Source organism: Nonomuraea sp. NPDC051298 (assembly GCF_055586305.1).
The window spans coordinates 91,528-108,312 of sequence record NZ_JBVJIM010000003.1; the positions used below are offsets into that span (position 1 = coordinate 91,528).

A 16,785-nucleotide genomic window follows, 5' to 3' on the forward strand; every position below is an offset into this window, starting at 1 on the left:
GCGGCCTCGCCTGAGTCGTTCTCGGCTGCCACCACGGCCCGGCGGAGGCTGATGTATTTCCAACCTCACCCTGAGCAGGAGTTACACGGCGCAGTCATGCGACGAGAATTGCCCGAGGATCTGTCACGTCTCGATCGCTCCCGAGTACCTTCTGTGATCGGCTCGTCTCTTTTCGTCTCCTCTTGGTCTCGTCCGAGCCCGTCTCTGTCGCTAGCCTGGGCCCTATATGGCACCCCAGCCCGAGGCGCGGATCCTGACTGACCAGCCGATCCTGTTGGAGACCCTCCTGACGCAACGCCACTGGCAGACCTAGAGCACGTTCTGTAAGGAGTACGACAAAGCCGCCAAGAAGGTGGGCCCGTCGTTGCAGGGCGGTTGGCCGAGTCGAGCGCAGCTCCACCGATGGCTGGACGGGGAGCTCAAAGGCTTGCCGTACTCAGGTCACTGCCGTGTCCTGGAGGCGATGTTCCCGGACAGGTCGGCACACGAACTGTTCACCGCGACCGCTGTCGAGATCCCGGCACAAAGGGCAGAGCCGGAGCCAGTCAGAAGTGCCGGCCCCGACGCCGCGGCCTGCTCCATGCCGCAGATTGCCGACGTGACCGCTGTCTTCAGTAGCCGCTCGGCCTTCTCCTCCGCTTACCCGGCCTCGTCGATGTTCGACGAGGCGAAGGAGATCAGCGCAGCAGTCCTGTCGCTCAACATCCTCTGCCAGAGCTACCCCGATCATCAGCTCAAGCGTCTGCTGGACTCCGGCACTCGTATCCGCTGCCTCTTCCTCGACCCGAAGGGCCAAGCGATCCGCGCCCGCGAAGCAGAAGAGGGCTACACCGACAGCACCCTGACCACTCAACATCAGCATGCTGACCAGGTTGCGCGATGGGCTCGACACCACGCCGGCCCAGCGCCTTGAACTCCACGTCTGAGGACGAGACGATCCGGTTCAACTTGCTCTTCGTGGACCGGGCGCTGTGCGTGGTCCAGCCGTACCTGCCGCAAGCACGCGGTGTGGACTCGCCAACGTTTGTGATCAAGGACAACACCGCCGCAGAAGGGCTGTTCCCCGTCTTCGACCAGGTGTTCAGGGATATGTGGGAGCGGAGCAAACCTGTATGACCATCGACGCCCGGACTCTTCTCCCGATCGCTGAGCGCGCCGTGTCGATCGCCAGCGAGATCGTCCGTACCAAAGCTCCCGGCCTCGTCACGGCCAAGGGTGACCGGGACATGGCGACGGAGGTGGACTACGCCGTTGAGCATGCCGTGCGGGAGTTCCTGTCTCGTGAGACGCCTGAGATCGGATTCCTTGGCGAGGAGGAAGGCGTCAGCCGTACGGGCGACGGCCTGATGTGGGCGCTGGACCCTGTGGACGGAACGGCCAACTTCCTGCACGGCATCCCACTCTGCGCAGTCTCCCTGGGCCTGGTGGACAAAGACACACCCACCCTTGGGGTGATCGATCTTCCGTTCCTCAACCTCCGCTACTCGGCGGCCGAAGGCGCCGGCGCCGTCGCCAACGGATCCGAAATTCGAGTGAGCGACGCCCGCGAGTTGCGAACGGCGATCGTGGCGATCGGCGACTACGCCGTGGGGGAGAACGCGGACCAGCGGAACCGACCACGCCTCGCCCTGACTCAAGAACTCGCCGCTCGCGTCCAGCGCATACGGATGTTCGGCTCAGCCGCGATCGATCTCGCATGGGTTGCGGACGGCAGGGTCGACGCGAACGTCATGCTCAGCAACAACCCCTGGGACACCGCAGCCGGGGTCGTCATCGCCCGAGAGGCCGGAGCGACGGTGGTCGATCTCGATGGCAGCCCGCACAGCATGACCGCCCACGCGACCATCGCAGCGAGCCCCAAGCTCATAGCCGATCTCGTGGAACTCATTTCCGAGGCCCGCAAGGTCGTGGTGTCCGGCCGGGAAGTTGCCGAATAGCTCTTGTAGGTATCAAGCGGCGGCGCGCCGGGCCGCCGTATGCCCCGCGTCAGCGTCCCCACGCCGCGCTGCGGCCTGGGGGCCGGTCGCGGCGCGGGGCGCCGCGTGGGGCATCGCCGCACGCCTGCCCCGCCGTAACCACGCACGCCCGCCGACCTGAGCGTCGCGCCGCCATCAGATCACTGTCACCGAGCTGCGACTCGATGGCTACGAGTGGCTATCATCCGCCTCTTCCGGATCGTTGGTCGCCCCGCGTGCCCACCAACGGATGATCAGCATTCCCCCGAACCAGCCGAGCCCGAACACAACAGGCCGGGCGATGAGATACGCCGTCGTGATCCTCCCCGGCCCTTGGCTGATGAGATCGATGGCCAGCATCGCCAAGAACCAGCCCACTACCAAGCAGGTCCAGACCAGCAAGACCTTACGCGCTTCCCGGTTCCACGTCCTTCGACGGTTCGTCACCCATGCCTCCGACCACATTCGAGCCCGCACCATCTGGCGTCGCTCCAAACCAATTGCCTCCGGCAGGGGCCTCAGACTCCGGGATGATCAACACCCTCGAAGTACAGGTCCGTAGGCTGCTGAGGTAGGAGCCTGATCATCCCGTCCGCCATCGACCCGGGACAAGCCGAGCAGACCAGGGCCACGGGTACCAGATCGTTCGTCCGGTGGGGCGTTCCATCTGGTACCCGTGGCCCTGGCCGGCTTCCCCCTCGGGCGGGTCGACGGTAGACGGGATGATCAGGAGAGCGGGGTACGCGCGGTGCGCCAGTACTCACGTACCCTTGCGGCATGTGCCGGTATAGCGCGGGAACTTACAAGGTCCACTACGTGTGCTTGCCTTGCCGCGTGACTACCAAGCGACGCCCGGAGGAGCGAGCCCAGCTCTGTAACTGTTGCCGCGAGCCCATGATTGACGCCGGGCGAGATTTCGCGGCACCACGCCGGAGTGATGGCCCCGGTTGGCGAGCATTGAGCGCCGTCCTCCATGCCGGTTTGGATTTCCACTCCTGCGGTTGCAGCGGTCCGGGCTTCCGACCACGGACGCCTAGGCAAGTCCGAGAACGTCTCCAAGTAGTGGATCGGAAGGGGCTTCCTATCCGAAAGGCCATGGCTCTGGCTGATCCGTACGAGGAGTGAAAGACCAGGTCGCAGAATGAGCGTCGTGCCATTAGCCCCGGCGACGAGCGGTCAACCACGGTCACTCACGACCGGCCCGAGACGGACGCTGACCAGGGAACCCAGGGTCCAGAGCCCGCGCTAGTTGCAATTCTCAAGCTGACAGCGCGGGTTCGATTCCCGTCATCCGCTCTCATAGCGAAAGCCCAGGTAGACCGATGGATTCGGCACCTGGGCTTTGATGTTTTCTCGATGTTGTTGATCCCTGTGTGCCAGCAGGGTCATGATCACCCTGTCAGAACTGCAGGATGGGGCATAGCTCAAACCTTGATGACTGTAACGCGTACACCGCACAGTGCGGCGAGGTCCTCGGGGTCGGAGGTGAGGACCGTGACGGGCCCAGGGGCAGCGAGGGCGGTGGCGCTGAGCATGGCATCGATGGCGTACTTGTGCCCGTGCAAGCCGGCGTTGGACAAGAGTGTGGCGGCGTGGCGGGCGATTGGTTCGGTGACCGGCTCGATGACAAGGCGGGAGAGCGTCCACTCCAGAGCTGGCCGGTTGACGCGAGGGTGGACCACCTCGACGAGGGTGGCGGCAGAGGTGATGACGCGGAGGTCGTCAGCACGGGCGAGAGCAAGCCATGCTGTGACCGTACGGTCGCGCAGGACGGCCTTGGCCAGTCCCTCGCTGTCGAGGACGAGGGTGCCGCCGGGAGTGGCGGGAGAACGGGTCACGCAGCCGTACCACCATTGGCCTGGCCCCGCCGGGCCTGGTGGAGTTGGTCGCGCAGTGCCTGGACCTCGTCGTCGGTGATGGGGCCATGCTCGGCCTCGGCGATCTGAATGAGTTCGCTGAGGTTGTCGCGCTCGACTTGGCGGGCGACGGCAGCGGCGACGTAAGCGGACAGGCCGGAAGGGCCGCTCCGGGATCGGGCAGCCTCGGCGATGTCACGGGGCATGGTGATCGAGTACTTTCCAGTGGGCTCGCCCATACCCCTTATCCTACCGCTTATCCTCCTGTGCGTTGCGACTGCTGTGTCCAAGCTGAGGCCCGTGGCGGCTAAATCCGGCGCATCGCCTGCCCTGGCCGTGGATGCACTTGGCGGAGACCCGTTGTAGGACGTTCACGTTGTGCGTTGTGCCGAGCCAACTCAGCGACCTGAGGTGCTGGCTACTCCGGCGGTGAGCCACGACGCAGCTATTGCAGTCTCAGAGGTCCCCGAGGGAGCGTCTGGCGTTGTCGATGAGCTCCTTGTACGTGATGACCTCAACGCGGTTCACGTGCGTGTTGAACGTCCGAAGCGCTTCGTTGATCTCCCGTTCTGGCACATTCGGCTGGACGGCTGGATGGCCGATCAGAACGACCGCGCTTGCTCGGCGTGTCTCGATGCCGAAGTCTTCGAAGATCTGCTGACGGTTCTCATCTAGTCCGACAAGGTAGTTGACGGCTTGGCCGACCGCATCATGCACCTCAGCAGTAGGCACCCAGGCTCCGCGATGCCGCTTCACCAGAGAACCCTTCATGCTCATGGCCCGCTTCAACTCGACGATGTGAAGACTTCCATCGCCGCGGATCAGAGGGATGTCTACCTCGTCACCCGACACCAACCTGCGCTGAGCGGCTTCCCCGACGAAACGCCCACCGAAGATCCAGTGCTGCCCTTCCAGCGCCCGTTGTAGGTCCAGCTCCGTGGCGGTCCTGTCCTCCACCACTTTGCGCAGGCTTGCCAGGCGGGCCGAGCGCTGCTGAAGCTGGGATGCCCGGAGGATCATCTGACCATCTGAATCAGCGGCTAGGAGAGCCCATGCCTCTGGTGACGCAGCAATCCGCTGAGCGGCTTTCTTTGGGTCTTCGATATCAACCCGCTCCTGGAGCACACGCTCCAGCCACACCATCGTCTCCCTCCGGCCGCGGAAGAGCGAGTATCTTCCTGGCAGATCTTTCGGTGCTACGAGATGCCGAGCGTCATAGCTGAGCGAGCTGATATAGGCCAGCAGATCATCCACATCTGCACCGGGGTGTTGGTCCAGGAACTCGCGCCCCGTCTCTGCGACGTGCTTGAATTTGATCTCCAGCACGTTCGCCGCAAGCTTCCGCAACCCTTGATTGCGTATGCCGTCTTGAAAAAGACGGTATCTCTCGTTGAGCTCCGGTTGCAGGATACGTTCCTCGGCGTAATCCAGAGAGTCCTGCAGCAGTCGCACAACCTCCCACTCGCCGACCGAGGCTGCGTGTCCGCGCGCCTGTGTCAAGAGTTGCACGAGCGCCTTCCCGCCCTTGCGGTGGCCGTCGCGTCCAGTTCGCATGTGCTGGAGCACGGAGGAGACCGCTCGCTTCACCTCGTCGCTCGCCGCCTGCTTGTGAACGTACTCGAGCTGCAACTCCAATGAGAAGTCTGATCTGACGTCCATGGGCTGAAGTGTGACCGGCACGTGTGACAGTTTCTTGCGAGGGTTCCAGGCAGGTTGCCTACGCCGTTCAGGGACGCTAGCGGTCGTCCTACCGATTACGGAAACCCATGTTCCGGAAGCTCGAGGAGCAGGCCCAGGTCGGGGAGGTTCTCGAACTCCTCCCGGGCAAGGTCGTCGGCCGCCATGTGGCGGATGGACTCATCCGGCGCTGGCGACACCTTCGCCTCGGCGCGCCCGCCATCGGCCCTGGCAAAGTCGAGCAGGCCAAGGCCATGGGGACAAGGTCGTTCGTCCAGTGAGGGCGCTCCACCTTGTCCCCATGGCCACGGCCCGCTTCCCCTTCCGGGTGGGACGACGCCGGACTGGTGATCAGAAGACAGAGTTCGCGCACCGCGAAACCCCAGTCCAAGGGCTGATCGCCGTGCAATTAGCGTGCAATCAGACGGGGGGACGAGGGGGCCATCACGGTCACTCACGACCGAGTCTCCGCCCAGCTCAGAGCCCTCACGTGCCGCGATTCGTGCAGTTCCCAAGCTGACAGCGCGGGTTCGATTCCCGTCACCAGCTCTTGCCGCGAAAGGCCAGGTCAGGGATGGTTTCCCGATGTGGATTGGATCGTTCTCGGAGCTGTTTTCGATCTTCCGTGTCCGTGACGTGCCCGATCCGTCTGGATCTTGCTCGTCTGGCTCGGGCTCCTCGGGCTTCAGGGCTTCCTCGGCGAGCTTGCCGAGAGCGTCTGCGGTTGCCCTGTCGAGTTCCATCGCGGCGTGCTGGTAGATCAAGCGCGGCCCGCGTGGAGGAGCGCCCCATGCGGGTCATCAGGTCCCTGAGAGTCGCGCCGGACTGGGCCGCGAAGGTGTTCCCCGGTGTGGCGAAGATCATGAAAGTGGAACTCGCTGAGCTTTGCCTTCTTCAGCGCTGCCGCCCAGACGCGACGCCGGCCAGGCGTGCGGCCTGGGGGCCGGTCCCGGACGGCGGCGGCCCGGGCCCACCCGTAGCGCGTACTCGCCGTACCCAGCCAACGCGCCGACCACCGGCACACCGCCGCACTAGTTTTCGGACTCGTCCGGCCAAGCAGTCCAAGTCAGCGTCTCCCGCCACCCAGGCAACGTGTAGAGCCACATGGTGAAGATCTGCGCCAGAGTCGGCAGCGTCCTGCTGGAAGCGCGGAAGTGCGCGTCCACGCTGCCGTCGCGATACTCCAGCCAGTAGGCCCCATCGTCCCGTAGGTAAGCCTGCATGTAGTACTCATCATTTTCTGCGTCCAGGCGCTCGGCTACGAGGAAACGGTTGGACATGGTCAATCCGCGCAGCAGAGTATGCAGGTCGTCAGAGCTCGGGTTCTCCACAGAATCGCCGCGTTCATTGAACGCCCGCGCCGTTGACCTCATGGCGCACAAGGTAACAATGCTCAATGCCTCCGGCAGGGGATCTCCGGCTCCGGGATGAACACCATCCGCGACGTCCAGGTCTGCAGGTGCTGAGGTGGAAGCCTGATCATCCCGGGGTGATCAGGCGGACCGGGGGGCGCGCAGGCGCGCAACCTGTACTACTCGACGTAGGTGCCGTCCGATCGGATTATCTGGTCACGTGAAAATGGAGCGTCGGTTGACCGGCGTCGTCTATCGCTCACTGCCACGATCATCCGGAGGCCCTCGTCGGCGTCGCGAACGACGTAGGTGAGGATCTTGTACTCGTTGCCGTCCCGCCCGACAATGTTCTCCCAGTCCTTGTCCCCGTTCTCTTCCATGAGGGCAAGCTCCGCGTAGATGGCAACGCGACGCCAGCGGGTCAGATACTCCTCTGCGATCTCGGCCGCGACCTGCTCGTTCATCCCCATATCTTCGCCTAAGGTCGTGCCATTAATGAGAGCAGCGAGAGGTCAACCGCGGTCACTCAGGATTGGTCTCAGCCGCAGGTAAACGCTCCCACAAAGCCAAGATCCCTGCAATTCCCGAGCTGACAGCGCGGGTTCGATTCCCGTCACCCGCTCTCAGTGCGTGAGGTCCAGGTCGGATGCGGAATCGGAGACCTGCGCCTTCTTGATCGCCTTGGCAGATCTTGGTGGAAGCGCTCCTCCCTAGCTGGGCCCCGTATTCGCTACGAAGCTAACCCGTCAGTCATCGGATTGGTCACGGTGCTCCCAGATGGCGGCCTTCCTGCCTTTCGCCCAGACGGGTGGCAACCACATGCATGGTTCATCCACTTCACCGATGGTGCTCACCGCGCTCCCTGGCTCATCTTGCGACGAGACCTCGCAGTAACCGTCATAGAAGGGCTCGGCGAAGTCGCGGCCAATCGACTCCGCGAGCCACGACGCGAGGGTGATGTCCTGAGGAAAGAGCGCATGATCCAAGCAGCACAGGTTGGGATCCCATCCCCACATCGCGCCCTCGGGATCACGGCAATCCAGCAACGACGCGATCGCACATCCCCAGTCCAACAACTGGATCATGCCCGCCCGTCGTCCGTAGGAATCGGTTTGAAATCCCACAGCCGATTCAGTGATGTCCGGGAAGATGTCGCTTCTCCAGAAGTCGTAGCCTCGTACACCGATGATGCCACCCCGAGGACCGAAACCTCCGTTTCCCACCTCCAGATACAACCGCCGTAGCAGCGAAGGGAGCGAGTACCCAATGGCTTCTTCAGCTTCGGCGACCGACTCGGACGAGGCCACCGGTAGGACATCGGGCCCAGGGTTTAACCGTATCGCTTCGAAGATCTCATCCTCAGTCATGATCTGCACTCCGCGTGCGGGACCGCGAGAGGAAGAACCTGAAGTCGTTCACGTCCATAAGGCTGCATGCTGCCGGCTTCGGCCAACAATGCCACAACATGGAGGCATCGATCGCGTGCCAGATCCGTGCCAGAACAGGCGGACAGTCGCGGTCTCTCACGGTCACTCACGAGCAAGCAATCCGTTCTGACCTGCATCCCCGTTTTCCCTGCTCAGGACGCCAGGATCAGTAGCCGGTTCCCAAGCTGACAGCGCGGGTTCGACACGATGCCCGTCACTCGCCCTTAGCGTGAGAGCCTGTGTGCTCTTGCGGGATGGGGACGATGATCTGTGGGCTGCCCAACGTCCGACGTCCGGACTTGGACTTGGGCGGTCGCGGCACCAGGCTGTCCGGGTGTGCGGCCTGGGGTCGGTCCCGGATGGTGGGAGGACGCCGGGCCCGGTACCGTACGTCGGCCCCGCCGTGCCGAGCGATCGCCCCGACGGGATAATCGCGCTGCCGCACGGATACAGCCCTACGATCGCCCCTGCATGGCTGGACGCCGTTCGTGCTCGGGGGCGATCGACGATTTGGGGTTTGTTCCTCCCTCTGGCTCACTGGCCGCCGAACAGTTGTTGCTGACCAGGCCCGCAGATCAATCCGGCCGCGAATGCCGGCGCCAGGCGACCACCAGGGCTGCCGTCGTCAGGAGCGCCAGCAGTAGGTGCGTGGTGTACCACCAGGTGGTCGGCACCTGCTCGAAGGTCTCCCCGGTGGGCACAGCGCCGGTGGCCACGAGCCCGACGGCCACGTTCAGCGCACCCAGCCCGAGCAGCGCGAGCACAGGCAGAACCTGGGGGAACCTCCGGATGAGCACCAGTCGGAAGACGGCCACCACCAGGAAAGCCATCCCCGCCCAATGGTGCAACGCTCGCACGAGCAGGCCGCCAGGTGTCTCAAAGGCGAGTGCCAGCTCCGAGGCGTAGGCGGGGCTCATCTCCACACCGCGCAGCGGCTCATAGGGGCCGTCATAGATGATCGAGTTGTCCGTGGGCGAGTAGAAGAACGCCAGGAAAGCACCGGTGACCAACACGATTCCAAGACAGCCCACAAGCAGGACGCTCATCAGCCGCGTATGTAACCTCACCGGCATAGTTCACCACCGATCAACCGGCTCGCAGCAGGCGATAAGCCTTGGGTGCCGTCCCCGCTGACGCACCTTTGCCGAGCAGGTCGGCTCTCCAGTCCGGGATCGCCTCGGTTGAGAGCAGCCCGAGCTTGCGGGCCGCGTTGCGCGTGCGGCCCGAGGGCAGTTTTCGCACGCCCGCCACTCGGGCCGCGACGAGAAGACTCCTCACCATCGTTCACACACCAACGGGTGATCTTCGGCGCCTTCAGCAAATTCGCTACTGCCGAATCGGTTGCCGGAAGCCCACCCGACCAACCACTCGGTCATGCTCTCCGCAATAGGCAGCTCCTGGCCAGAGTCATGCGGAATGACGATCACGGGCCACTCTTCGGGCTCTCCTGTGGTCATCCAGCCGATCGCATCGCCGTCGATCGTCCTTCCCCACGGGAAGAATCCGTCGGGCTCGGGCCACATGGCAAGGGAGTATTTTTCAGGGTCTTCTTCTCGCCATTTCCGGTAATAGTCCATTTCGTGAGGCAATTGTGCGCAAGCCTCCTTGCTGAGCAGGCGAATATCGACGATGCCGAGCCAGCGGGCGAACTCGCAGCTACCGTAGCGATCGATAAGCGCAACGTAGTCATCCGGAAGTCGGATCCCGATGTCTCCGAAAAGCTCATCCCATGCGCGAGCACCGGAAAGCGGTGACGACGGGGGCGGAACCAGGGCAATGAGCTGGTTCAGATGCGCGGTGTTGTATCCCACGGCCCATGACAATAGCGGTGGCGACAGACAGAACCCATGCCGCCGGTAGGAGCCGCTTTGGCTTCGGGACCACGATCGTCGAGGCTTGTCAGGACCGTCCTCGGCTGAGGTGGAAGTGTGATCACCTCGTCCGCCATCGATCCGGGGCAAACCGAGCAGACCGGGACCAGCCTCGTTGGTATCAAGGCGGGCCTGGTCGCAGAGATTTTGGGATTCGGGTGGGCGACGGTGTTCGGGTGGTTGCAGGGCTACCGGGCGCTGGGCCCACACCTCGCGATCGAGGACTTCCGGCCAGGTGGGCTGACCAGCCTTCCGAAGTGTGGACGTGGGGTCAGTGGCGCGGCCCGGGGGCCGGGTTGCCGTCCAGGGTGACGGCCTGGTGGATGTAGTCGCGCAGGGCGGTTCGGTCGATGCCGTCAAGGTTCTTGATCTTCACATGCCTCGTCGTCTTCCCGACGCCCTCCAGCAGTCCGTGTTCGTCGTCGAACTCCGCTCCCCGGGCGAAGGCCAGGGTGACGTGCGTTCTGCTGTGGCTGATGATGGCCAGAATCCGGTCGCCCTTCCACGCGGGCGATCCGCGGCTGATCACCTCGGCGGCGTCCGGCGCGCTCTCGCGCATCAGCTCGCGCAACGCACCGACCACGTCCCGATGCTGTGCCGGGAGCATGGTCTGCACGTACTCGTCCACGTCGTAACCGGGCATGGCGGGGCCTTCCTCGAAGTGACTTGAAGTGACTCGAAGTGAATGGTGATCTGCGGGCCACCGGCGCTCACGTCGTCGGCGCTCCTCGATGTGCGGGCCCCACTGTGCGGGACAGCTCTTACGGGTCGTTGACGCTCACCCGCGCGCCGGACGTCAACAGGCCGTAAACACCCTCCGGCACAGTCGACGGCGTGGGACGGGCGAGCCCGAGGGAGGGCGGAGATGTCGGACGGTAGTACTTTGCGGCTGGCGGTCATCATCGGCAGCACCCGGAACGGCCGGTTCGGCCCCACGGTCGCCGGCTGGTTCGCCGCCCATGCGCGCAGGCGCGGGAACCTCGACCTCGACATCATCGACCTGGTCGACGCGCGGCTGCCCGACACCCTCCCCGACCACGGCGATCCCATGCCGGAGCAGGTGCGGCAGATGGCTCCGCGGTTGACCGCGGCCGACGCGTTCGTGGTGGTCACACCGGAGTACAACCGGAGCTTCCCCGCTCCGCTCAAGACGGCCATCGACTGGTTCTACGAGGAGTGGCGGGCCAAACCGGTCACCTTCATCGCGTACGGGAGGGAATCGGGCGGCCTGCACGCCGCCGCCCAGTTGCGGGAGGTGTTCACGGAGCTGCACGCGGTGCCCATCCGCACCGTGGTGAGCCTGCCCTGCTACTGGAACCTGTTCGCGGCCGACGGTAGCTGGCCCGTACCGACCGCGGCCTGCAACACCACGGTCAAGACGCTGCTCGACGAGCTGACCTGGTGGGCGTACGCGCTGTGCGAGGCGCGAGCCAGGACCCCCTACACCTACTGAAGGCCACTGAAGCCTGCTGAAGCGCGGGACCGCCGGAGGCGGCGTGCGCGTGACCCGAGGAGCACGATGTGCGCAAGGTGATCGTATCGGTCTTCGTGACCCTGGACGGCGTCCAGGACGACCCCCAGGAGTGGTCGCTCGAATACTTGACCGACGAGTACGGCAGCTACGCCCGCGACCAACTGTTCGCCGCGGACGCGCTGTTGATGGGCCGAGTGACCTATCAGGGGTTCGCCGAGAGCTGGCCCTCGATCACGGACGCGGGAAGCCCGCAGGAGGGCTTCGCCGACCGGATCAACACCATGCCGAAGTTCGTCGCGTCCACCACGCTCCGCGAACTCGCGTGGACCAACTCCAGGCTGATCGAAGGCGAGGTCGTGGATGCGGTGCGCGAGCTGAAACGGCAGCCGGGCCGGGACATCCTCATGTACGGCTGCGGCGACCTGGCCCGCCTCCTGACCCGGCACGGCCTGGTCGACGAGATCCGGCTCTGGATCCACCCCGTCGTCCTCGGCCGCGGAGACCACCTGTTCACGGGCTGGAGCGAAACCCGCATGCGGCCGGTCGGCACCAGGACGTTCGAGTCGGGCGTCGTCGTGCAGACCTACGAGCCGATGCGCTGACAGCGAAACCATCACATGCCATCACCAGGAGGGAACACCGGGATGAAGGACGTTCAGCGGCAGGTACGGGACGCCGTCGACCATCTGGTCGAGTCGGGCGCCGAGGATGGCCTGCAGGTCGCGGTGTACCGGCACGGCGACCTCGTGGTCGACGCCGTCGCCGGGACGGCCGACGCGACCACGGGTCGGCCGGTCACTGCGGACACGCCATTCCACGTCACGTCGACGGGCAAGGGTGTCGCCTCGACCGTCGTTCACGTGCTCGTGGAAAGGGGCGTGCTCGGCTACGACACACCGATCGTGGATCTGTGGCCGGAGTTCGGCGTGCACGGCAAGGAGCGGGCCACGGTCCGCCACGCGCTCACCCACTCGACAGGCGTGCCCGGCCTCCCCCAGGCCACCACGCCCGAGGACCTGACCGACTGGGACGCCATGTGCGCGGCGATCGCCGGGGCCGCGCCATGGTGGGAGCCGGGAACCAGGACCGGCTACCACCCCCAGTCGTACGGGTACATCATCGGCGAGATCGTGCGGCGCGTCACCGGCCGGCCGATCTCACGCGTGCTCGCGGACGAGGTGGCCGGGCCGCTCGGCGTCTCCGCGGAGATGTTCTTCGGGGTTCCGGAGTCCGAGCTGGACCGCCTGGCCCGCCTCGGGGAGCCGGAGGGCGGCCTGGAGTTGACCCCGGAGATGATGGCGGCGATGGCCGAACAGGTGCCGTTCTTCCGCGTCGTCAACGGGTGGACGGCGGCGCCGCCCGCCGCCATGCCGACCGCCGCGTACTGCAATCGCCGTGACCTGCTCACCGCCGACATCCCCGCGGGCGCCGTCGTGACCGCCCGCGCCGTGGCGCGGATGTACGCGGCGTTGATGGGCGAGGTCGACGGCGTACGGCTCATCTCCCCCGAGCGGCTCAGCGAGGTCACCGCCGTCGCGATCGGCGGTGTCGACGAGACCACCGGCTTCCCGGCGAACCGAGGGCTGGGCTACGACCTCGGCTTCCCCGGCCCGCTGGACAGCCCCACCCTGTTCGGCCTGGCCGGCAGCGGCGGCACCGCCGCGTACGCCGACACCGCGAGCGGCGTCGCCTTCGCGGTCGCGAAGACCCGGGTCACCGCCGGCGACTACAGCACCTTCCACCACCTCGGCGCGATCGTCGCCAAGGTGCTGTCTCCCCGGTGACGGGCCACCCGGCTCGTTGCTGAAGCGCCGTACACAGGGGCCTTCCTGGCAGGCGGAGCGCGACCGCGTGCGGTTATCGTGACGGTCATGCGTTTCGGGGTCCTGGGGCCGCTGGCCGTGTGGAGCGACGAGGGCGACCTCGTCGCGGTGCCGGGGCTCAAGGTCCGTGCCCTGCTCGCGGCGCTGCTCGTGCACGCGGGACGCCCGGTCTCCGCCGACACGCTGATCGAGCACCTGTGGGGCGACGACCTGCCAGGCAATCCCCCGGGAGCGCTGTCGGCGAAGGTCTCCCAGCTCCGCCGGGCGCTGGAGGACGCCGAGCCGGGCGGCCGCGCGCTCGTCATCTCGCCCCCGCCCGGCTACCTGCTCGCGGCAGGCGACGACCTGGTGGACGCCGGCCGGTTCGAGCGCCTGACGGCCGAGGCCCGCGACACGACGGACCCGCGGGCGAAGGCGGCGCTGCTGTCCGACGCCCTCGCGCTGTGGCGCGGGCCCGCCTTCGCGGACTTCGCCGACGAGCCGTTCGCGCGCGCCACGATCGCCCGCGTCGAGGAGCTGCGCCTGGCTGCCCTGGAGGACCTGGCGGAGGCGCGGCTCGCACTCGGCGTCGCCGCCGACGTGGCCGCCGACCTCGGTGACCTGCTGGCCCGGCACCCGCTGCGCGAGCGGGCGCGGGCCCTGCACATGCTCGCCCTGTACCGGGCCGGGCGGCAGGCCGAGGCACTGGCGAGCTACGAGGAACTGCGCGTTCACCTGGACGAGGAGCTGGGGCTGGTCCCTGGCCAAGATCTGGCTGGCCTGCGACAGGCGATCCTGGTCCAGGATCGCGGGCTGGACGTGCCCGTCGCGTCCCCCGTCGTCTCCGAGATCGGCGTTTCCGGGATCGCCGTGGCCGCGGTACGGCCCGCGACGAACCTGCCCAGCCCGGTCACCGGCCTCATCGGCCGGGACGATGCCGTCGCCGAGGTGCGCGTGGTGCTGGAGCGGAGCCGCCTGGTGACGCTCACCGGGTCCGGGGGAGTCGGCAAGACCCGTCTCGCGGTGGAGGTGGCCATCCCGCTGGTCGAGTCGTACCCCGACGGCGTCTGGCTGGCCGAGCTGGGGACGTTCGACCGTCCCGGGGAGCCGGACGCCGTGGATGTCCTCGCCGACGCGGTGATGGCCGTACTGGACATCCGGGACGTCGCCGCGCCGCACGAGCAGTTGACGCCGACCGAACGGCTCGCCCGCGCCCTGCGCACCCGGCGGCTGATGCTGGTGCTCGACAACTGCGAGCACGTGGTCGAGCATGTGGCCGAGCTAGCGAATCTCCTGCTCCGCGCCGCTCCCGGCCTGCGCGTTCTGGCGACCAGCCGCGAGCCGCTCGGCCTGGCGGGCGAGGTCGTGTGGCCCGTGCCTCCGCTCGAGGCGCCGGAACCCGCCCACGGGAGCGACCCCGCGAGCCTGGAGCGCTTCAGCGCGGTGCGGCTGTTCGTCACCCGGGCCGGCGCCGCGGCCCGCGGGTTCGCCCTCACCCCCGGCAACGCGGAGGCCGTCGCCCTGGTCTGTCGCAGGCTGGACGGCATTCCGCTGGCGCTGGAGCTGGCCGCCACCCGCGTACGGGCACTCGGGATGAACGGTCTGGCCGCTGGGCTCGACGACCGCTTCCGGTTGCTGGCCACGGGACACCGGGGTGCTCCGCCACGCCAGCAGACGCTCACGGGGACGATCGACTGGAGCTGGCAGTTGCTCACTCCCGCCGAGCGGGTCGTACTGCGCCGACTGGCCGTCCACTCGGACGGCTGCACGGCGGAGGCCGCCGAGGCGGTGTCCTCGGCGGACGGCGCGTCGCGCGGGGAGACGCTCGACACCCTGGCCCGCCTGGTGGATCGCTCGCTGGTGACCGTTTCCGACCGTGGTGACGACAGACCTCGCTACCGGCTGCTCGAATCGGTGGCCGCCTACTGCCTGGATCGGCTGCACGAGGCGGGCGAGGTCCAGCGGATCCGGCTGAGGCACTGCGCCCACTACGTCGCGCTGGCAGAGGAGGCCGAGCCGCACCTGTACGGGCCTGAGCAACGGCGATGGCTGCAGCGCCTGGACGCCGAGGCCGCCAACCTGCGCGGCGCGCTCGACACCGCCGTGCAGCAGGGTGCCGCCGACCTGGCGTTGCGGCTGGTCAACGCGCTCACCTGGTACTGGTTCCTGCGCGGGCGGCTGGCCGAGGCCCGGCGCTCGCTCGAGGCCGCGCTCCGCGTCGGCACCGCCGCCCCACCGTCCGCCCGAGCGCGGGCCGCGGCCTGTCGCACCGGCATCTCGTTTCTCCTCGGCGACCTCGCGGACTGGCCGGAGCGCCACGCGGCCGCGCTGCGCCCCTACGAGAAGGCGGACGACCCCAGGGGACGGGCCAGGGCGGAGTGGTTCCTCTCGTTCGCCGAGATCGACCTGGGCGACGTGGCCGCCACGGGAGAACGGATAGACCGCGCCCTTGACTCCTTCCGCGCGCTGGACGACCAGTGGGGAGTCGCCGCCGCGCTGGCACTGCGGGCCAAGCAGGCCCACGTGAGAGGTGACGCCGGCGCGCTCGAACGGGACGGCGCGGAGAGCGCGGCTCTGTTCCACCGGCTCGGCGACCGGTGGGGCCTGCTGCAGGCCACCGAGTGGCTCGGCGCCCACGCCGGGTTGACCGGTGACTACGAACGGGCCGCCCGCCTGCACCGCGACGCCCTGCGCATAGCCGAGGAGCTCGAGCTGTGGCCCGACGTCTCCGGGCACCTGTCCTGGCTCGGCTGGATCGCCATGCAGAACGGCGACTACCCCCTGGCACGCGACTACTGCGGCAGGGGCCTGCGGCTCGCCGTCGAGCAGGGCTCTCCGCTTGGGGTCGTGTTCGCCGAGATGGGGCTGGCCTTCGCCGCTCGTAGGGAGGGCGACCTCGATGCCGCCGAGGCTCACCTACGTACTCTGATGGAGGCCGCGGAGCGGCAGGACGAGGGACCGGGCCGCCCGCTGTACCTGCCAAGCGTGCTGGTCGAGTTCGGGTACGTCGAGGAGCTGCGCGGGAACGCGGCGGCGGCCCTGGCCCGGCATCTGGAAGCCTTCGCGGTCGGCCGCCAGCTCGGAGTCATGGGTGACATCGTCCAGGCGCTGTCCGGACTCGCCGGCGCGAGCGCGCTCGACGGCCGCCCCCACGATGCCGCCCGGTTGCTGGGCGCGGCGGCGGCCGCGCGCGAATCGACGCGCGTCGCGGCCACTCCTGCCGAACGGGGCGACACGGAACGGGCGACCGCCGCGGCACGAGCCGCCCTGGGCGACGACGGCTTCGCCGAGGCGTTCGGCCGAGGTCTCGAGCTGGGGCCGGACGAGGCCCGCGCCCTGCTCGACCAATCAAGCTGACCGGAGGAGTCGTC

General features: G+C 67.1%; 18 protein-coding genes. 8 read left to right on the forward strand and 10 right to left on the reverse strand.

All coding sequences use genetic code 11. The features are described 5' to 3' along the window. Nucleotides 1-463: 463 nt before the first annotated feature. The 3 genes from ACZ6S0_RS10390 to ACZ6S0_RS10400 are packed head-to-tail and all read left to right on the forward strand — an operon-like array spanning nucleotide 464 to nucleotide 1,937. Nucleotides 464-913 (forward strand): DUF5919 domain-containing protein, encoded by a 450-nt coding sequence (locus ACZ6S0_RS10390; protein ID WP_465915443.1) that lies wholly within the window; start codon nucleotides 464-466, stop codon nucleotides 911-913. Then, a complete protein-coding gene (locus ACZ6S0_RS10395; RefSeq protein WP_465915446.1) occupies nucleotides 880-1,116 on the forward strand; it encodes a DUF5919 domain-containing protein in 237 nt (78 codons plus the stop codon). Before ACZ6S0_RS10390 ends, ACZ6S0_RS10395 begins: the two co-directional genes overlap by 34 nt. Then, a complete protein-coding gene (locus tag ACZ6S0_RS10400; RefSeq protein WP_465915448.1) occupies nucleotides 1,113-1,937 on the forward strand; it encodes an inositol monophosphatase family protein in 825 nt (274 codons plus the stop codon). The genes ACZ6S0_RS10395 and ACZ6S0_RS10400 overlap by 4 nt, the downstream gene beginning before the upstream one ends. Nucleotides 1,938-2,144: 207 nt before the next feature. Here ACZ6S0_RS10400 and ACZ6S0_RS10405 read toward each other — a convergent pair whose 3' ends face one another. The 4 genes from ACZ6S0_RS10405 to ACZ6S0_RS10420 form a co-directional block, all read right to left on the reverse strand. Continuing rightward, nucleotides 2,145-2,315 (reverse strand): hypothetical protein, encoded by a 171-nt coding sequence (locus ACZ6S0_RS10405; RefSeq protein WP_465915449.1) that lies wholly within the window; start codon nucleotides 2,313-2,315, stop codon nucleotides 2,145-2,147. A 1,064-nt stretch (nucleotides 2,316-3,379) separates the two neighbouring features. Further along, nucleotides 3,380-3,793 carry a type II toxin-antitoxin system VapC family toxin gene (locus ACZ6S0_RS10410; protein ID WP_465915450.1) on the reverse strand — a complete coding sequence of 138 codons (414 nt, stop codon included), beginning with the start codon at nucleotides 3,791-3,793 and terminating at the stop codon, nucleotides 3,380-3,382. Further along, nucleotides 3,790-4,050 carry a CopG family transcriptional regulator gene (locus ACZ6S0_RS10415; protein ID WP_465915451.1) on the reverse strand — a complete coding sequence of 87 codons (261 nt, stop codon included), beginning with the start codon at nucleotides 4,048-4,050 and terminating at the stop codon, nucleotides 3,790-3,792. The genes ACZ6S0_RS10410 and ACZ6S0_RS10415 overlap by 4 nt, the downstream gene beginning before the upstream one ends. A gap of 217 nt (nucleotides 4,051-4,267) precedes the next feature. Next, nucleotides 4,268-5,470 carry a Shedu anti-phage system protein SduA domain-containing protein gene (locus ACZ6S0_RS10420; RefSeq protein WP_465915452.1) on the reverse strand — a complete coding sequence of 401 codons (1,203 nt, stop codon included), beginning with the start codon at nucleotides 5,468-5,470 and terminating at the stop codon, nucleotides 4,268-4,270. A 107-nt stretch (nucleotides 5,471-5,577) separates the two neighbouring features. On the opposite strand from ACZ6S0_RS10420, the gene ACZ6S0_RS10425 reads away from it, so the two are divergent. Next, nucleotides 5,578-5,769 (forward strand): hypothetical protein, encoded by a 192-nt coding sequence (locus ACZ6S0_RS10425; protein WP_465915453.1) that lies wholly within the window; start codon nucleotides 5,578-5,580, stop codon nucleotides 5,767-5,769. 750 nt (nucleotides 5,770-6,519) lie between these two features. Here ACZ6S0_RS10425 and ACZ6S0_RS10430 read toward each other — a convergent pair. The 6 genes from ACZ6S0_RS10430 to ACZ6S0_RS10455 all read right to left on the reverse strand — a co-directional run bounded on the left by ACZ6S0_RS10430 (nucleotide 6,520) and on the right by ACZ6S0_RS10455 (nucleotide 10,781). Continuing rightward, nucleotides 6,520-6,861 carry a hypothetical protein gene (locus ACZ6S0_RS10430; RefSeq protein ID WP_465915454.1) on the reverse strand — a complete coding sequence of 114 codons (342 nt, stop codon included), beginning with the start codon at nucleotides 6,859-6,861 and terminating at the stop codon, nucleotides 6,520-6,522. 158 nt (nucleotides 6,862-7,019) lie between these two features. Then, a complete protein-coding gene (locus ACZ6S0_RS10435; protein ID WP_465915455.1) occupies nucleotides 7,020-7,304 on the reverse strand; it encodes a hypothetical protein in 285 nt (94 codons plus the stop codon). A gap of 282 nt (nucleotides 7,305-7,586) precedes the next feature. Continuing rightward, nucleotides 7,587-8,207 carry an SMI1/KNR4 family protein gene (locus tag ACZ6S0_RS10440; RefSeq protein WP_465915456.1) on the reverse strand — a complete coding sequence of 207 codons (621 nt, stop codon included), beginning with the start codon at nucleotides 8,205-8,207 and terminating at the stop codon, nucleotides 7,587-7,589. 635 nt (nucleotides 8,208-8,842) lie between these two features. Beyond that, a complete protein-coding gene (locus ACZ6S0_RS10445; RefSeq protein ID WP_465915457.1) occupies nucleotides 8,843-9,313 on the reverse strand; it encodes a hypothetical protein in 471 nt (156 codons plus the stop codon). A 228-nt stretch (nucleotides 9,314-9,541) separates the two neighbouring features. After that, a complete protein-coding gene (locus ACZ6S0_RS10450) occupies nucleotides 9,542-10,078 on the reverse strand; it encodes an SMI1/KNR4 family protein (RefSeq protein WP_465915458.1) in 537 nt (178 codons plus the stop codon). 331 nt (nucleotides 10,079-10,409) lie between these two features. Continuing rightward, nucleotides 10,410-10,781: a DUF1801 domain-containing protein gene (locus ACZ6S0_RS10455; RefSeq protein ID WP_465915459.1), complete on the reverse strand. Its 372-nt coding sequence runs from the start codon at nucleotides 10,779-10,781 to the stop codon at nucleotides 10,410-10,412. Nucleotides 10,782-11,003: 222 nt separating this feature from the next. Here ACZ6S0_RS10455 and ACZ6S0_RS10460 point away from each other — a divergent pair, with 222 nt between their 5' ends. The 4 genes from ACZ6S0_RS10460 (at nucleotide 11,004) to ACZ6S0_RS10475 (ending at nucleotide 16,771) form a co-directional block, all read left to right on the forward strand. Continuing rightward, a complete protein-coding gene (locus ACZ6S0_RS10460; RefSeq protein WP_465915460.1) occupies nucleotides 11,004-11,591 on the forward strand; it encodes an NADPH-dependent FMN reductase in 588 nt (195 codons plus the stop codon). 68 nt (nucleotides 11,592-11,659) lie between these two features. Then, on the forward strand, nucleotides 11,660-12,214 hold the full coding sequence (locus ACZ6S0_RS10465; protein ID WP_465915461.1) for a dihydrofolate reductase family protein: 555 nt from the start codon (nucleotides 11,660-11,662) through the stop codon (nucleotides 12,212-12,214). A 42-nt stretch (nucleotides 12,215-12,256) separates the two neighbouring features. Beyond that, the gene (locus ACZ6S0_RS10470) at nucleotides 12,257-13,396 is read left to right on the forward strand and encodes a serine hydrolase domain-containing protein (protein ID WP_465915462.1); all 1,140 of its coding nucleotides are present in this window, start codon (nucleotides 12,257-12,259) and stop codon (nucleotides 13,394-13,396) included. Between the two features lie 87 nt (nucleotides 13,397-13,483). Further along, nucleotides 13,484-16,771 carry an AfsR/SARP family transcriptional regulator gene (locus tag ACZ6S0_RS10475; protein WP_465915463.1) on the forward strand — a complete coding sequence of 1,096 codons (3,288 nt, stop codon included), beginning with the start codon at nucleotides 13,484-13,486 and terminating at the stop codon, nucleotides 16,769-16,771. Nucleotides 16,772-16,785: the final 14 nt, after the last annotated feature.

Coding starts and splice junctions, on each gene's coding strand:
- ACZ6S0_RS10430 (WP_465915454.1), bottom strand. CDS start 6,861: ATGAGGTCAACGGCGCGGGCGTTCAATGAACGCGGCGATTCTGTGGAG.
- ACZ6S0_RS10435 (WP_465915455.1), bottom strand. CDS start 7,304: ATGAACGAGCAGGTCGCGGCCGAGATCGCAGAGGAGTATCTGACCCGC.
- ACZ6S0_RS10445 (WP_465915457.1), bottom strand. CDS start 9,313: ATGAGCGTCCTGCTTGTGGGCTGTCTTGGAATCGTGTTGGTCACCGGT.
- ACZ6S0_RS10475 (WP_465915463.1), top strand. CDS start 13,484: ATGCGTTTCGGGGTCCTGGGGCCGCTGGCCGTGTGGAGCGACGAGGGC.
- ACZ6S0_RS10440 (WP_465915456.1), bottom strand. CDS start 8,207: ATGACTGAGGATGAGATCTTCGAAGCGATACGGTTAAACCCTGGGCCC.
- ACZ6S0_RS10395 (WP_465915446.1), top strand. CDS start 880: ATGGGCTCGACACCACGCCGGCCCAGCGCCTTGAACTCCACGTCTGAG.
- ACZ6S0_RS10405 (WP_465915449.1), bottom strand. CDS start 2,315: ATGCTGGCCATCGATCTCATCAGCCAAGGGCCGGGGAGGATCACGACG.
- ACZ6S0_RS10470 (WP_465915462.1), top strand. CDS start 12,257: ATGAAGGACGTTCAGCGGCAGGTACGGGACGCCGTCGACCATCTGGTC.
- ACZ6S0_RS10425 (WP_465915453.1), top strand. CDS start 5,578: ATGTTCCGGAAGCTCGAGGAGCAGGCCCAGGTCGGGGAGGTTCTCGAA.
- ACZ6S0_RS10455 (WP_465915459.1), bottom strand. CDS start 10,781: ATGCCCGGTTACGACGTGGACGAGTACGTGCAGACCATGCTCCCGGCA.
- ACZ6S0_RS10460 (WP_465915460.1), top strand. CDS start 11,004: ATGTCGGACGGTAGTACTTTGCGGCTGGCGGTCATCATCGGCAGCACC.
- ACZ6S0_RS10400 (WP_465915448.1), top strand. CDS start 1,113: ATGACCATCGACGCCCGGACTCTTCTCCCGATCGCTGAGCGCGCCGTG.
- ACZ6S0_RS10420 (WP_465915452.1), bottom strand. CDS start 5,470: ATGGACGTCAGATCAGACTTCTCATTGGAGTTGCAGCTCGAGTACGTT.
- ACZ6S0_RS10390 (WP_465915443.1), top strand. CDS start 464: ATGTTCCCGGACAGGTCGGCACACGAACTGTTCACCGCGACCGCTGTC.
- ACZ6S0_RS10415 (WP_465915451.1), bottom strand. CDS start 4,050: ATGGGCGAGCCCACTGGAAAGTACTCGATCACCATGCCCCGTGACATC.